A 14560-nucleotide genomic window follows, 5' to 3' on the forward strand; every position below is an offset into this window, starting at 1 on the left:
CTGCCGGCTTTCAGGGCTCGATGACCGTGCACGGGCCTCGGTTCGGCTCGTTGCCCAACAGCGGGGCGAACCGGGAGATGAACGCGTCCGACTCGCCAGGGTTCGCCCGTCGCGTCCAGGCGAGCCCTGGGTCGTGGGCGAGAGCCACCACTCCATCCGCGCCGCCAGAGACGACGAGCGGCGCGTGGGGGTGCACGTCCAGGGTCGTGACGAGGCCCGCGTGAGCTTGCCATGTGGTCTGGCGCGCGCCCGTCGAGGCGTCCAGCGCCAGTACCTCGCCTGATGCGCCGGGAGCAAAGAGGCGCTCCCCGCCCGGAGTGAAGGCGAGCGCCTCGCTCACGCCCCAGGGGAACTCCACGTCGTCCGGATTCGGATCGAGCTCTGTGACGAAGCGGACGTCGCATGAGGGGAAATCGTGGACCTGCACCGCCGTCGCGCCCGAGCCGCCGACGAACGCCACGGCACCCGGCCCGAAGACGACGCGCGTCACCGGAAACCAGCACACGAGCTCCGCCGAGTACCACCGGACACCGCTCGCCAGCCACTCGGCGAACCAGGTGGTCGTCGCCATCTCCGCGACGCTGCAGACAGCGAGGATGCGCCCCTCGGAGTGCAATGCCATCGGCCCCCCAGGGCCGAACCTGGTGGACGTCCTTTGCCCGGTCGCCCAGTCGAATCGCTCCCCGACCCCGCGCCCCAGGGAGTGCGACTCCACGAACTGGCCGTCCGCCGAGAAGCTCAGGCCCCAGTACCCGCGCTCCCGGGTCGCATCCGCCTGCTGCAAATCGCCCAGCGCTGCGGCTGAGGTCGCGCGGGCGACGTCCCACAATCCCAGCAGCCGGTCCTGACTCGCGAGCGCGACGATCGGGTCGCGCGGGTGGAAGGCCAGGGTGGCCATGGGAACATCGACGGCGATGGCGGTCGAGAGATGGCCCCGGGGGCGAAGCGTCGTGCCGTCGAGCTCGAAGACGGCCACGTTGTCGGTCGAGGCGGGCAGCACCGCGAGGTACCGACCGGACGCGTCGAAGCGCACGCAGCGCACTGGACTGCCGATCTTGACATCGGTCACGACGCGCACAGGCCCTACCCTCCTCGACAAAATTGGTTGCGGTCTGCCTCGATCTGCTGAGCGGTCTTGCCTTCCTGACCTCGGATCATCTCGTGCGTGTAGTACACCGGCACATCCGCGCCCAGGTTCGAGTCCAGCAGATCGTGGCAGTTGATGCGGCCCGTGCAAGGGGCCCGCTCCGTGTAAACGGCCACGACCTTCGCCGCGTCCACCTCCGACAAACCCATGAGCACCCGCTCGGCGTGATTGCCGCCCCCCTCGCTGGCGCGCACAATGACCGTTCCGTCGTCGAGCAGCACGGCAGCGACGTTACGACCGCGAAGGTCGCTCCGGCTCTTCCCCTGGATGAACTCACTGACAGCGCCGAACAAGGGGTGGTCGTCGTACGGAGCTTGCTTCAGCACGATCAGACCGAGCGGGTCGAACCACACCAGGCTGTCGGGAGCATAAGCATACTCCCCCGTCCCGGCGAGTAGACCCAGGGGATCGGGGGAGACGTAGCTCCCCGCGTCGGGATCGTAGTAGCGGAAGCGGTTGTAATACAGGCCGGTTTCCGGGTCCTCGTATTGCCCGGGCCACCGCCAGGGGCAGTCCTCCGGGGATCCCCGCTCGACGGCGGCCCGTCCGACTGTGTCCGCTTCGGCAGCCCATACCTGGACGCCCCTGCCGTCGAACAGGGTCGTCGGGGCGCCCAGGTGATCGGGGATCACACTCCATACTTGGCCATGACGCTCGCGGGCGACCGGCGCGAACTGTCCCGGCTCCCAGTACCAGGTCGTCGTGCCGTGATCGCTCGTGATCTCATGGAGCAGGGTATGGCCGTCCCACAGGAACCGTGTCTCCGAGTCGACCACCTCCTCTCCCGAGCCCCCGCGCCGGAGGATCCGCTTCGCCGTCCGCCGTGCGAACGCATCGTACTCGAAGAGCGCTGCCCGCCCGTCCGGCAGCTCAACGCGTCGGAGCAGACCGTGCCCGTTCCAGTGAAACGACCACCGCAGGCCGTCACGCTCCTTCGTTTGCAGGCGGCCAGCCGCATCGTAGGTGTATTTAACGCCCGCGCGCTCGGTGACCCGGCTGCCGGGCCCGAAGCGCGCAGAGCCTGGCTCCCTGGCGAACGCATCCGCGGTGAAGCTCCGGACAGGTCGCGCGACGTCGCCCCGGGGCGAGCGTTCGTTCAGCAGACGGCCTGCACCATCATACTCGAATGTGCGTACCCCACGAGCCTCGTCCACGATCGCGGCGATCTGGTCCTCGCCTCGCCACCGGTAAGCGCGGGCGTCGAGACGCTCGGCGCCGCCGTCGACCCGGGATGTCCGTCTCGCGAGCGGCCGCCCCGCGATGTCACGGTCCCACCGTAGCTCGATGCCTCCTGGCAGGGTGCGGGATAGCTCTGCTCCCATGGGATCCCGGGTGAAGGCGATGACCGCCTCAGGCGACGCTCCATCACCCAGGTGAAGCGCGCGCGCACCCAGCCCAGCCTCGTGGACGATGGTGCACCTGGCGCCGAGCGAGGACTCGATTCGATGCCGCGCGCCACCGGGGAGATACGTGGACACGACGCGTCCGGCTGGCTGCGCCTCGGCGAGTATACGTCCCATGGCGTCGCGGTGGCACGACGTCTCGGAGTGCTCGTTCCTGGCCCACTCGAGCTCGCCATCGACGCGGTAACGGAACTCGAGAAACGTGCCGTCGCCGTGGCCGACCCGGGCGAGGCGCCCCGCGGCGTCGTAGGTCATCGTGGACGTGAGCCCCGTCGGGTCGACGAGGGCGCTCACGCGTCCGGCGGCGTCGCGGCGGTAGCGCCATGTCGCGCCGCTGAAGCGCGTCTCTGTCGCGACGTTGCCGCTTGCATCGTAGGTGAACAGGTACTGCTCCCCGAACTCGTTCCGGGCCGCCAGCAGGTGACCTTCGCTGTCATAGCGAAAGCTGATCTCCCCGCCGCCTTCCCTCCGTCGAACGAGGCGGTGGAAGTGACCGTACTCGAGCTTCACCCGCCGCGTGTCGCTGTCGATCTCGACGAGGTGACCCTCGGGATCGTACCGATGTCGCTGCACGGCGCCGCTCCGGGTTCGCCGCTCGAGCGCGCGCCCTTCGGCATCGTAGGACGTCGTCACGACGGCGCCACGGGGATCGCACGCGGAGATCAGGCGCCCCCGCTCGTCGCGCTCGCACGTGCTCTTCCCGCCGCCGCTCGAGCGTACCTCGCAGATCTCCTTGCGCTCATCGTATTCGACGTGGATCTTGCGGCGATCCGGGAGCGCCAGCGCCACCAGCAAGCCACGGTCCCAGGTCAGGTGCGTCGCCTCGCCCAGAGGATTCACGCGACGCACGAGGTTGCCGTCCTCGTCGTACTCCCACCGCCACTCACCGCCCAGGGCGTCGACTGCACGGACGGGTCGATCGCCACGGTTGTACTCCAGCTGCACCTTCGAGCCCGCCCCGTCGCCGAGCTCGACGAGGTTCCCGCGATCGTCGTAGCGACGTTCGATGGCGACGCCTGCAGGATCGACCTCCCTGGTGCGCTGTAGCGTGATGGGATCGACCTGATACTCAGTCGTTCCACCGAGCGGGTCGACGACCTTCGTCACCAGGCCGACGACGTTCATGTAGTAACGGGTCGTGTTCCCGAGCGAATCGGTCACGACGGTCACCCGCCCGCGCTTGTCGTACTGGAGACGATGGTCGTAGATCCCGTCGTCTCCCCAGGTGCGAACGCAGAAGGCGTCGTCGCCGAGCCCGTCGTAGGCGAAATAGAACGACAGGCGGTTGCGATCCGCCTCACGCACGAGCAGGTGCGTCACGTATTCGAAGAGCCACTGGTGGCCGAGCGCGTCGCTGACCGCGACCAGGTCACCCTGGCCGTCGTAGCGGTACCGCCGGTGCGCCGCGAAGCCGCGGCCGCGCGGGAGCGGCAGGTTCAGAGCGACCAGGCGGTCCTCGTCATCGTGCTCCAATCCGACGAGCCGCCCCGCCGAGTCTCGCACCCACTCGAGTCGCCCTCTGGCGTCGTATGCGAGAAGGATCTCGTGGTTGCGACACCGCGAGCGTATCCGCTGCAAGGCGGCCCTCGCCTCCGGGCGCCCCGGCACCGGGGCGAACTCGCGCACGGTCCCGTCCCGGGCCTCGAGCTCCCAGCGGCTACCGCCCAGGCAGCGCAGGCTCAGCCGCTCGATGGGATGGTATACCGCCTCGCCGGGGGGCAGCGTGTGACCAGGGTGGTCGAACGTGTCGAACTCGATCTCCCGGCCGTCTTCAGCGAGCAGGACCACCTTGCCGCGCTCGGTCCAGATCGCTTGATCCAGAGAGAGGCTCCATCCGTAGCCCAAGGGGCCACGCCGTGAGGCGCACGCGGAAGAATAGATCCGCTCGATGCGGAGCGGCATCGGTCCGCCGAGCTCGGCGTCCACCGCCTCCGTGAGGACCTTGCCAGACGCTACATCGACGGGGTGACCAGTGAAGAAGCACACCGCGCGGTGCAGGAAATTGCGAAACCGGCTCGGGCGGAGCCGGCTGACAAGGGCATGGAGCGAATCGCTGACGAAGCGAGTGCGCAGCGAGGCCATGACCGCGGACATGAGGTCGAGCGACGGCGGGCCGCCGATGAGGATCGGCGCTCCCTTGGGGATCGCGAGCACGATGGACGACGGCAGCCGGATCGGCTCGGAGCAGCTCAGCAAGATGTCGCCGAACCGCACGGCGTTCGAGCCCATCACGGTCACGGTCTTCGAGCCGAAGACGCAGATGGCGTCGTTCTCGGGCTTGATGGGGAGGGCAGGCGCCGGGACCTCACCAGGGTGGATCACGGGCTTCGGCGTCTTCGGGAACGGCGCCCACGCGACACCAGGCGGGAAGAGAATGTGGCCAGGGATGTGGATCGCTTCCGTGCCCGTGTTGGTCGCAGGGAAAAAGCCCCAGTAGACGACGGGGCCCGTCGGCGGTGCGCCACAGACGGCGCCCACGAGGTTGCCCAGCACGAGGCCGGCGGCGAGCCCCATCGGGTCGAAGATGATGCCCGTGAACGGATTGGGAATGGGCAACGGCAGCGGCGCCGGCGTGGGCACCATCTCGAAATGGATGTCCAGGCCGAGGACCAGGTCGAAGAAGCTGCTGGCCAGCATGCTCAACCTCCGGATGTCCCGACGGACGTCGGGCTGGCTGTGGTTCGGCCCCTCTCGAGGCGATCTGCCTGCTCCTCCAGGGACGCAGCCTGGACGCGCCACCCCCGCGCGCGGCAGAGCGCAGCGAGGCGACGCGCCGCCTCGGGGCCGCTCGATAGCTGCGCGACGTCTGGCTCGCTGTCTGCAGCCACCCGGACGGCCTCCTTCAGGCAGTCGATGGCCTGTTCCTCCGCGTTGATGAGGAGCCCGAGCTGCCCTGCGAGCCGCCAGCCCTCGATGGCAAGGAGGGGCGAGCCGGCTGCCTCCGCGGTCCGCGCCGCATTCACGTACGCGCGGGCCGCGTCCGTGAACCGCTGCCCGAGGGCATGGACGAGCCCCAGCGCGAGCAGCGCCTGGCTCTCCTGCTGCGGGAGCCGGTGCGCGCGCGCGACGCTCACGGCCCGCTCGAGCTCGTCGACCGCAGCCTCGGGGCGGCCGAGCGCCGATAGATAGCTCGCCAGGGTGACGCGGCAAATCACCTCGACCACGGCAAGATCGAGGCTGGCCGCCAGGTCGCACGCGCTCCGCTGCTGCGCGATGGCGTCAGGGCCACGCCCCTGCTGCATGGCCAGGGCCGCGCCGAGGATCTGATCGCGGAAGCGAGCCGACTCGTCGACGAACGCGGGGTTGATCCCCGCGCCGCGCAGGAGTGCATCGCGCTGCTCGCGCGGGAGCTCGGGGGGAGCGTCGACACGCCTCGGCGGCGCCACGCCGCGCGGCCCGACGACGCCCCCGGAGGCGCGCGCGCCGTCGGGCGCCGACGCCAGGAACGCCGTGAAATCCGCCTGCTTTTGCCGAGGCTCGACAGCGCAGCGGGTCTCGACGGCGAGCGGTCCGGCGACCGCCATCGCTCGCCTCGGCGGAGGCTCGTCCAGATCGAGCACGAGGACGATGCGACACGCCGCCAGCTCGCGCGCAGCGAGCAGCCGCGCGACCTCCTCGTCGAGCGCCCTCGCGTCGTCGACGATCGTCGGAGCCACGACGAGCACGAGCCCCCGCAGGGGTTCACGCGAGGCGCGCAGCACGGCGCCCGTCATGAGCTCGAAGACGGAGAGGTACGGGCTCGGTCCGGCGGTGGCAGATTGCCTCAACGAGGCAGTCGCGGGGAGCGGGACCGCTCCGACCTCGATCCCGTCGCGCGCGTAGGCTTCGCGCCGTCGTTCCCACGCCGCCGCGAGCCGGTTCGAACGGGCCATCCAGCCGGCGTCCTCCCCGACCCTCGCGTCGTCGAGGACGATCCAGGGGCTCCGGTTGTCCGCGTGAAATTCGAACCCGGGAAGCAGGTCGAGGACGGCGCCGCGGAGGTCGCCGGACGTGCGGACGACGAGCAGCCGCAGCTCGCGCGCACGAGTGAACCACGCGGCATCGTCGTGCAAACAGCTGAGCGCATCGGATATGGATTGCATCGCGCGTTCGCTCCGCGGCTCAATTGATCTTCACGACACCGCCGCTGATGTCCACGAAGCCGCCGGTCGCCTTGACCGAGGGGCCGCTGATCTCCACGCCGGCTCCGCTGATCTTGATGGCTGCCCCGCCGGCCGAGAGCACGATCTCCCCCTGCGCGGTCACCGAGACGTTCGCGCCCTGGAGGGTCCCGTCCGCACCCGCGAGCAGATCGAGCTTGCCGCCGGCGTCGATCTTGCCGTCGCCGCTGGCCTCGACGGTGTATGCGGCCGCCACACGCTGCGTCATCGCTGCCTTGGCCGTCACGATCACGTCGCCGTCCACGTCGTGGTTCATCGTCCCGCGGACCGTGACAGAACGACTCCCATCGACCGTCTCGTCGACGTTGCCCACGACGTGGGTCTTCTGGTTTCCTCCGACGGTCCGCTCGCCGTCGCCGCTCACGCGCTCGGTGTGGCTTCCCTGCACGGCCTCGCTGTGATCGCCGTGTACGGTCTCCGTGCGGTTGGCGTGGACCGCGAGCGTCTGATCCGCGCCCACGGTGGTGGTCTGGTTGGCTCCGACGTCGACGGTCTGGTCGGCGCCGACCTTCAGCTTCTGGTTGCTTCCGACCTCGGTGGTCTGGTCCACGCCGACGCTCGTGCTCTGGCTGGACCCTATCGTGCTGCTCTGGTTGGAGCCGACCGCCACGCTCCGATTCGCGCCGACGATCACCGACTCGTTCGCGCCGACGACCTCCGTGTTGTTCGCGCCGACCATCGTGCTCCGGTTCGCCCCGGTGCTCTCGTTCCTGTCGACGCCGACCGTCGAGGCGCTGTTGTTGCCGACCTTCTCGGTCCGATCGTTTCCGGCATCCGAGTCCCAGTTGTACGGCGTGTGCATCTTGATCTGCTCTTTGCCTGCGGTGTCGTCGAACGTGAGTTCGTTGAACGCCCCCGTCGCCGGGCTCGACATCGTCTTGAATGTGCTCACCGTGGGCGCCCCTCCGGGGGGCCGGTTCTTCCCGTTGTACACGCGACCCACGATGATGGGCCTGTCGGGGTCGCCCTCCTCGAAGTCGACGATCACCTCGACCCCCACGCGCGGGTGGAACACCGCGCCTTCCCCGACGCCCGCGAAGACCTGGTTGACGCGCACCCAGCACGATGTCGGCTCCTTTGCGTGCCGCGCCGTATCCTGGTCCCAGTGAAACTTCACCCGGACGCAGCCAATCTCCGCGCCTGGCGGCCCTCCCACGTGAATCTCCGCCCCCTTGAAGCCGGGCTCGGACGTGACGAACGCCGTCTGCGATCCCTGGATCCGCGGCTGCGGCGTCATGCGCGCCGGTCGAAAGCCCGACTCGGAGACGGCGCCCTTCTTCCCGCGCCGCGCGCACTCGAACCTCACGGCGTAGGGAACGCCCATCGCTGGCATGGCGGCGACCATGCCCGGCGACAGGACGCCCTGCTGCTCGCCCTGCGCCTCGATCCTTGTGACCAGATACTCGCCCTCATGCCGCGGTTGCACGTTATCGAGCTCGAAGACGCTGCCCGCTGCGAGCGTCCGGCACGTCCCCTCGCCGACCGCATAGCTGGCCTCGACGCCGAGCCGCTCCAGCTTCGCAGCGGCGAGCGGCTGACCCATGGTCGGCGCCTCGGTGTAGCGGCCCGGATACTCGTGATCGACCAGATCCACCGCCGATGGCCTGCCGGGGACCAGCACCGACATGTCGAGCGCGGGCTGCTTCCAGTTGTAGTCGACCAGGGAGACCTTGCGAGGCCGCAGGCGCGCTCCAAGCTTCATCGAGGAGACGGACCGGCCAGAGAGGCCGGGGCCGACCGGCATGAAGGGATCGAGGCGCGCGCGGCCCCCATCGCTGTCCGACAGCACGAGCAAGCACGTGCCGTCGCCGTTCTCGAAGTGGTAGGAAATGCCCTCCTCCTCCAGGAGGCGGGACACGAAAGCGAAGTCGCTCTCGTTGTACTGCACGCAGTAGGGACGTGTGGCGACGTTATCGATGCGCGCCGCGTCCATGACACGCCAGATGAAGAGCTCGCGCGCTGGCGTGAACGCGGTGTCATCGCCTCCGTCAGGTTGCACCGAAGCGCCCCCGGCCAGCGAGAGGTCAGGATCGCCCTGGAGCACCGCCTCGATGATCTGCCGCGTGGTCTTTTCGAGGAAGATGCGGCAGCGCGTCCGGTGCAGCGCTCGCGCGATCGGGGGCATCATCACGAGGCGGTAGAGCACTCCGTCATGCACCTGGCCGAGCTCCTCGGCCTCGACCACGATCCCGTGCACGACCCGGTACGCCGGGGTCGTGAAGGTCGAGACCCGCAGCGTCGCGCTCGCGCCGATGAGCTCGCCAGGGTCGACCTCGGGCGCCGGCTCGCGGGCCAGGCAGGAGATCTCGTAGCGGTAAAGGATCGAGATGGACTCGAAGCCGCGGAATGCAGCGACGCGCAGGTGGCTCCAGGGCCCCTCCACGCCGGAGGCGCCCTCCCAGGCAAAGGTGAAATCCGTACTGCTCACGGCGGGTCCACTCCTCGGGGCTCATGAGGGCAGCAGGACGTCGGGCGGACCGGATGCTTCCCCCGGGCATCGGTCCGGTGATTCGACCCATGAAAAACGATTGCTGCGCGCTCGTCAAGCTGAACCCGTGCATTGTCCGTGAGGGGCTGCCGGGCGGCGCTCGTCGGAAGGCCGCCGGCGCCCCGATCCAGTCGAGACGAGGGGCGTGTCGCAGCAGAACGCGAGGCAATTGCGATCCTCGGCGGGCTCTTACGGACCTGCTCCCGCTCGTTCTTGTCCTCAGCTTTCCGACGGCGTTCGTAGTCATCAAGCGCCTTCAGAAGTCCCTGGGCGCTGCATTTGCGCTGATGGCCCTTGACGACACCGTTGAAGCGTTCGTTCTGCTCGTGCTCCCCTGGGCGTGAAATCCACGTTCAGTGGTGCGCGATCAGGCCCAGCATGTCGAACGGGCTCGACTCGTACTCCTCCTGGGTCAGGAAGTCCTCGAGGTCGAGCCACGCCGCGAGGGGCCGGCACGCATGCACCTTCCATGGCTTGATGAGCGCCGCCATCTCCTCGGGCGTGCGCGGGTAGACCTTGATCCCGGCGAGGGCCCCTGCGCTGTTCAGGTGGTGCGCCGCGGAGGCGCCGCGTGGCACGAGGAAGCTGAGGGCCAGCACGCTGCCAGGGGCGCAGAACGCGTGCATCTTCCGCAGGAGGTCGCGCGAGCTCTCCTCGTCCATCATGTACATGATACCGATGCATCCGAGCGCGATGCGGCGGTCTGCGCCGAAGAACTGCGCCGCGGCCGCGAGGAGCGGCGACGGATCTCGCAGATCGGCCTGGAGGTAGCGCATGTTCGGCTTGTCAGCGAGGATCTCCTCGCCGTAGATCACGCTCACCGGGTCGATGTCCGAAAACAGGATGCGCGCCTCGGGCAGATAGTCGTTGAGGTGGCCCTGCGTCGGTAGCCCCGAGCCGACGTCGAGCACGCTCGTGATACCCGCCTCGGACCATTGCTGTCCCACGAGCTGGATGAACCAGCGGTTGAGCTTCGCCCACTTCGGATAGGTCGGCACGAGCTTCATGATCTCCGTGGCAGCGCGGCGATCGACCTCGTAATTGTGGTGTCCTCCGAGGACGTAGTCGTAAACCCGACCGATATGCGGCTTTGTGGTGTCGATCTCCATGGTCCCCTCCTAGAGCGATGTCGCGGTGCGCTCGTCAGCGGCCGCGGGACAGGCGAGCAGCCCCGCGCTGCGCGAGCGGACTGGCGCACACTTCGAGCCCCTCGCGCCGCAGCGCATAGACGATACCGCTTTGAAGGTTGGCCAGGACCACGATGCCCGCGAGGTGGGCGCCCTGCTCGCTCAGCGCACGGGCTATCTCGGGGCGGATGCCGACCAGCACCGGGTGAGCGCCGAGGAGGTCGACCGCGCGCGCGGTGCGCACGAGCGCGTCGATGGCCTCCGCGTCCATCGCCGGCACGCCGGTCACGTCGAGGATCGCGGTGCGCGCTTGCCGGTCCACCACGTCACGCAACAGGCACTCGGTGATCCTGCTCGCTCGCTCTGTATCGAGCTTTCCGATGAGCGGCAGCACCAGGATGTGGTCGTACACCGGCATGATCGGCGTCGAGAGCTCCAGGATCACGCGGCGCAGCTCGCGCTCGCGGTTCTGTATCGCGCGCTCGAGCGCGAGCTGCATCTCGTCGCGCTGGACGCCGATCTCGCGCCTCTCCTGCTCCGCCACCGCGTCCACGAGCAGCGTGAGGTAGTCGTTCACGCGCGCCGCCTCCTCCAGCGCTCCGGGCGCGTTTCCGGGCAGGCGCGCCAGCACCTGGCGCAGAAGAGCGCGGCTCAGCCCGAGGAGGGCGCGCAGCCCGAGCCCCTGCTGCCCGAGCTTGTGCCCGAGCGACAGGACGGGCGCCGTGTCGCCGGCGGACATGAACTGGAACAGCGCGTCCAGGAGCTGCTGCGCGACCTGCGGCAACCGGAACGGCGGGAGGCCGCTGCGGTTGTGCACGACGTTGTCCTTGAGCACCTTCGCGGCGCTCTTCGCCAGCGCCTGGCGCTCCGGGTCGATCCAGCTCTGCATAGGACCTCCGCTTCCCTGGCCTTGGCCATGTCGTATGAATGCTCACGAAGTAGAGAAATAGATCACCCTTGGGCCGCGCAAGCTTGTCTGTGCGCCAGACTGGAGCGGATCTCGGCGCCATGCCGCGATCTGCTCGTCATGCAGACGAATGTCGTGACTTCGCAAGGCGCTCCCCCTACCGAGATGCGGCCTCACGCCCCCGTGCCGTCTCTCTACATACCAGTATCCTGGCCGTCTGTGCTCCATGACAAACGCGGCGTGCAGCGGCGCAACCACGGCACCCGGTGGGCCCGCAGCGCGGCTTGCAGGGACGGATCTGGCATGAGCGAGGGCTCCGTCTCCGATGCAACCAGGCTACCAGCATCGGGAGGCGACCGACTGCCGTTCTGGCGCTCGGAGCGACGCGCATCCCACAGCGCTCGCGCCGCCCTATCGGCGAACGGGCGCTACAGCCGGTACACCCACCAGACGCGCATCACGCCGTCCCAGGGGTCGAGCGTGGCGAGGACGCGATACCGCCCGACACGCAGGCGCATGACGCCGGTAGGGTCAGCGGGGACGTGGCGGACGTTGCCCTCGCCTGTCGCCGCGAAGAGCTGCACAGCCGCATCGACCCTGCCGGCGTCAAGCCAGTGAATCTGGCGCAGCGAGACGCTACCGGATGGGGTCCACTCGACCTCCCAGCTCATCGAGGGCGTCGAGTCGGCGCGCGCGCGCGTAGATCTCGTCGAACTCGGCACCGGCGCCTTCGGCCTCCGCCCGCTTCCTGAGTTCAGCCGTCGCCACTTCGCCGGGGATCATCGGCCCGGCAGCCCCCTCCGCCATCGCCATGCGCTCCTCCACCGTGAGCGGCTCGTCATCGACGGGCGCGTGGAGGAACGCCTGCCACACCGGGTCGTTCTCGGGGATGACCGGCTGCCGAGCGGGGGCGGTGCTATCTCGTCGCGGGCTCATGTCCGAGAGGTTACTACGGCACCCTCGTCGGATCGACGGCGTTCGGCGTGGAAAATGCCGACAGCTGAAGGGAATGCGCTTCGGCCGAGCTGCTCCCGCTCGCAGCGCTCCTGCTCCGCGATCGCCATGTCGGCAGCTCGGACGCCCCCGACGAAGAGCGCCGCGTCCGCGGGGTCGTTCAAGTCCAGGCCGAGCCGAAGCAGTACGGCGCGGTCGCGCGGCGGGACCGAGCGAAGGATCTCGGCGGCGGAGCGGCGGCGGGGCACGGACGCGGGCCTGCCCCGCCGAGCAGGCCGGTAGGCCTCGGCTCCAGCATCCCGTGATGCCTAGGGTTGTTGACCGTAATACGCCGGCTCCTGGCCGGGCTTCCACTTGATGTTGCAACCGATGCTCGGGCGCTGATCCGAGGGGACGGGCGCCGACGCGAGCACCGCGTCGATGGCGGCGCGGAGGTCGCGGCCAGTCACCGGGACGTCGTTGCCAGGACGGCTGTCGTCGAGCTGACCGCGATAGACAAGCCGGCGATCGGGGCCGAACAGGTAGAAGTCCGGCGTGCAGGCCGCCCGATAGGCCTTGGCCACCTGCTGCGACTCGTCGAGGAGGTACGGGAACGTATAGCCGACCTCGCGCGCCTCCCTCGCCATCGCCTCGGCGTTGTCCGCCGGATAGGCAGCGATGTCGTTCGGGTTGATGGCCACGATGGCCACCTCCTCGGGGCGATAATCGCGCCGCAGCCTGGCGAGCTCGTGGCGGACGTGTTTGACGAACGGACAATGATTGCAGATGAACATCACGAGGAGCGCCCGCTCCCCGGTGAAATCCGACAGCGCAACCTGCTTTCCGTTGAAGTCCGGCAGCCTGAAATCGGGCGCCGGGGTGCCCAGCTCAAGCATCGTGGACGGTGTGCGTGCCATGACAGGATTCTCCTCTCGCTGTAACGGAGCGCACCCTACCACGCGGGAGGGCAGGAACGCCCGCGCCGCGCGCACGGGCGTCGCCGCTCCCCGCCCCCGCCGCCTGCGGCTCGGCCGCCGGCCGCCGGCCGCGGCCGCGCCGAGCCGCAGGCGGCGGGCGGGCAACCCCAGGCAGGCGCGCCGACGCCATGAGCCCCCGGACAACCGGGCACGCCAGACAGCCCGGGACGAATGCACACCTCCGCGAGACGGCTGACGGACAGCGCACGAGAACGCACGAGAACGCACTATAAACAGACGCTCTCGTGCCTCATTGGTCCACGCGCACTACATTCATCGGATGCGACTCCAATCGCTGGACATCTTTCGCGGGATGACGATCTTCGCGATGCTCCTCGTCAATTTCCAGGACAGCTTTCCGGCCGTCTACCCGCCCCTTGTCCACTCGTACTGGGATGGCTGCACCCCCGCAGACACGATATTTCCTTGCTTCCTGTTCATCATCGGTGTGACCCTGCACATTTCCATGTCGGCCCGCCGCGCGCGCGGGGCGACCGACGGGGAGATCGTCCTCCAGGTCGTCAGGCGCGGCGCGATCTTCGTCCTCCTCGGGCTGTTCCTCTCGGCGTTCCCGTTCTACCCCGAAGGGCGCCTCACGCAGCTGCGCATCCCGGGCGTTCTCCAGCGCATCGGCCTCGCGTACGTGCTCGCGGCGCTCGTCAGCCTCAAGACGACGGCGCGGCAGCAGGCGGGCATCATCGCCGCGGCCCTGATCGGCTACTGGCTCCTCCTGCGGCTCTATCCGCTCGACGACCCGCTCCAGACGCTGACGGCCCGGGTGGATCGGTATTTCCTCGGAGCCCACATCGCGCCCAAGGGGTGGGACGCGATGGGCATCCTCGCCACCGTCCCCGCGGCGATGACGGTGATGCTGGGGGGCCTCGGCGGCCGCTGGCTCACCTCGACCGCGGGGCTCCGCACGCGCGTCGCCGGGCTCCTCGCCGCCGGCGCCGCGGCGATCGCGCTGGGCCTCGTCTGGGGCCAGTGGTTCGCGTGGAACCGCGGCGTGTACTCGAGCTCGTTCGCGCTGTTCACCGCCGGCGTGGCCGCGGTCGTCCTCGCCGCCTGCATGTGGATCGTGGACGTGAAGCAATGGCGGCGATGGGGCGCCCCGTTCCTGATCTTCGGCGCGAACCCCATCGCGGCCTACGTGGGCTCGACCATGATGTGGCGCCTGCTCTATCACTCGAGCGTGACCGGAGACGACGGCGCGAGCACGAGCGCGCTCCAGCTCCTCTACGCGCGCCTCTTCGCGCCGTGGCTCTCGCCGCTGAACGCCTCCCTCGCCTTCGCGCTCACGGTGGTCGCCCTGTGGCTCGCGCTCCTCTACCCCCTCCACCGCAGGGGCATCTTCCTCAAGGTCTGAGGCGCGCGGGCAGGCAGGATCGAGCGCCGCGCTCACCCCGGGGAGCGGCGCC

General features: G+C 69.1%; 11 protein-coding genes. 2 read left to right on the plus strand and 9 right to left on the minus strand.

Translation table 11 applies throughout. The annotated features are described in order from the left end of the window. Positions 1–10: 10 nt before the first annotated feature. The 4 genes from WME75_RS31925 to WME75_RS31940 are packed head-to-tail and all read right to left on the minus strand — an operon-like array spanning position 11 to position 9138. A complete protein-coding gene (locus WME75_RS31925; RefSeq protein WP_437478988.1) occupies positions 11–1069 on the minus strand; it encodes a WD40 repeat domain-containing protein in 1059 nt (352 codons plus the stop codon). Positions 1070–1083: 14 nt separating this feature from the next. Further along, the gene (locus WME75_RS31930) at positions 1084–5187 is read right to left on the minus strand and encodes a nucleic acid/nucleotide deaminase domain-containing protein (RefSeq protein WP_437478989.1); all 4104 of its coding nucleotides are present in this window, start codon (positions 5185–5187) and stop codon (positions 1084–1086) included. A 2-nt stretch (positions 5188–5189) separates the two neighbouring features. Continuing rightward, positions 5190–6632, minus strand: coding sequence for a hypothetical protein (locus WME75_RS31935; RefSeq protein ID WP_437478990.1), 1443 nt, complete (start codon positions 6630–6632; stop codon positions 5190–5192). A 19-nt stretch (positions 6633–6651) separates the two neighbouring features. Continuing rightward, complete coding sequence (locus tag WME75_RS31940) at positions 6652–9138, minus strand: type VI secretion system Vgr family protein (RefSeq protein ID WP_437478991.1); 2487 nt, start codon at positions 9136–9138, stop codon at positions 6652–6654. An 89-nt stretch (positions 9139–9227) separates the two neighbouring features. Here WME75_RS31940 and WME75_RS31945 point away from each other — a divergent pair, with 89 nt between their 5' ends. Continuing rightward, positions 9228–9542 carry a hypothetical protein gene (locus tag WME75_RS31945; RefSeq protein ID WP_437478992.1) on the plus strand — a complete coding sequence of 105 codons (315 nt, stop codon included), beginning with the start codon at positions 9228–9230 and terminating at the stop codon, positions 9540–9542. Positions 9543–9551: 9 nt separating this feature from the next. On the opposite strand, the gene WME75_RS31950 is transcribed toward WME75_RS31945, so the two are convergent. The 5 genes from WME75_RS31950 to WME75_RS31970 form a co-directional block, all read right to left on the minus strand. After that, positions 9552–10307 (minus strand): SAM-dependent methyltransferase, encoded by a 756-nt coding sequence (locus WME75_RS31950; protein WP_437478993.1) that lies wholly within the window; start codon positions 10305–10307, stop codon positions 9552–9554. 34 nt (positions 10308–10341) lie between these two features. Continuing rightward, on the minus strand, positions 10342–11214 hold the full coding sequence (locus WME75_RS31955) for an STAS domain-containing protein (protein ID WP_437478994.1): 873 nt from the start codon (positions 11212–11214) through the stop codon (positions 10342–10344). 446 nt (positions 11215–11660) lie between these two features. Further along, positions 11661–11903, minus strand: coding sequence for a type II toxin-antitoxin system RelE family toxin (locus tag WME75_RS31960; protein ID WP_437478995.1), 243 nt, complete (start codon positions 11901–11903; stop codon positions 11661–11663). Then, positions 11869–12168 (minus strand): hypothetical protein, encoded by a 300-nt coding sequence (locus WME75_RS31965; RefSeq protein ID WP_437478996.1) that lies wholly within the window; start codon positions 12166–12168, stop codon positions 11869–11871. Before WME75_RS31965 ends, WME75_RS31960 begins: the two co-directional genes overlap by 35 nt. A gap of 326 nt (positions 12169–12494) precedes the next feature. Continuing rightward, the gene (locus tag WME75_RS31970) at positions 12495–13082 is read right to left on the minus strand and encodes a thioredoxin family protein (RefSeq protein ID WP_437478997.1); all 588 of its coding nucleotides are present in this window, start codon (positions 13080–13082) and stop codon (positions 12495–12497) included. Positions 13083–13422: 340 nt separating this feature from the next. Here WME75_RS31970 and WME75_RS31975 point away from each other — a divergent pair, with 340 nt between their 5' ends. Beyond that, entirely contained in the window at positions 13423–14508 is a 1086-nt protein-coding gene (locus tag WME75_RS31975; protein ID WP_437478998.1) for an acyltransferase family protein, read from the plus strand. Positions 14509–14560 lie beyond the last annotated feature (52 nt).

It is taken from the genome of Sorangium sp. So ce1014 (assembly GCF_051521505.1).
In the GTDB taxonomy this organism is placed as follows: Bacteria; Myxococcota_A; Polyangia; order Polyangiales; family Polyangiaceae; genus Sorangium.

Coding starts and splice junctions, on each gene's coding strand:
- WME75_RS31930 (WP_437478989.1), bottom strand. CDS start 5,187: ATGCTGGCCAGCAGCTTCTTCGACCTGGTCCTCGGCCTGGACATCCAT.
- WME75_RS31935 (WP_437478990.1), bottom strand. CDS start 6,632: ATGCAATCCATATCCGATGCGCTCAGCTGTTTGCACGACGATGCCGCG.
- WME75_RS31945 (WP_437478992.1), top strand. CDS start 9,228: ATGAAAAACGATTGCTGCGCGCTCGTCAAGCTGAACCCGTGCATTGTC.
- WME75_RS31950 (WP_437478993.1), bottom strand. CDS start 10,307: ATGGAGATCGACACCACAAAGCCGCATATCGGTCGGGTTTACGACTAC.
- WME75_RS31955 (WP_437478994.1), bottom strand. CDS start 11,214: ATGCAGAGCTGGATCGACCCGGAGCGCCAGGCGCTGGCGAAGAGCGCC.
- WME75_RS31960 (WP_437478995.1), bottom strand. CDS start 11,903: ATGAGCTGGGAGGTCGAGTGGACCCCATCCGGTAGCGTCTCGCTGCGC.
- WME75_RS31965 (WP_437478996.1), bottom strand. CDS start 12,168: ATGAGCCCGCGACGAGATAGCACCGCCCCCGCTCGGCAGCCGGTCATC.
- WME75_RS31970 (WP_437478997.1), bottom strand. CDS start 13,082: ATGGCACGCACACCGTCCACGATGCTTGAGCTGGGCACCCCGGCGCCC.
- WME75_RS31975 (WP_437478998.1), top strand. CDS start 13,423: ATGCGACTCCAATCGCTGGACATCTTTCGCGGGATGACGATCTTCGCG.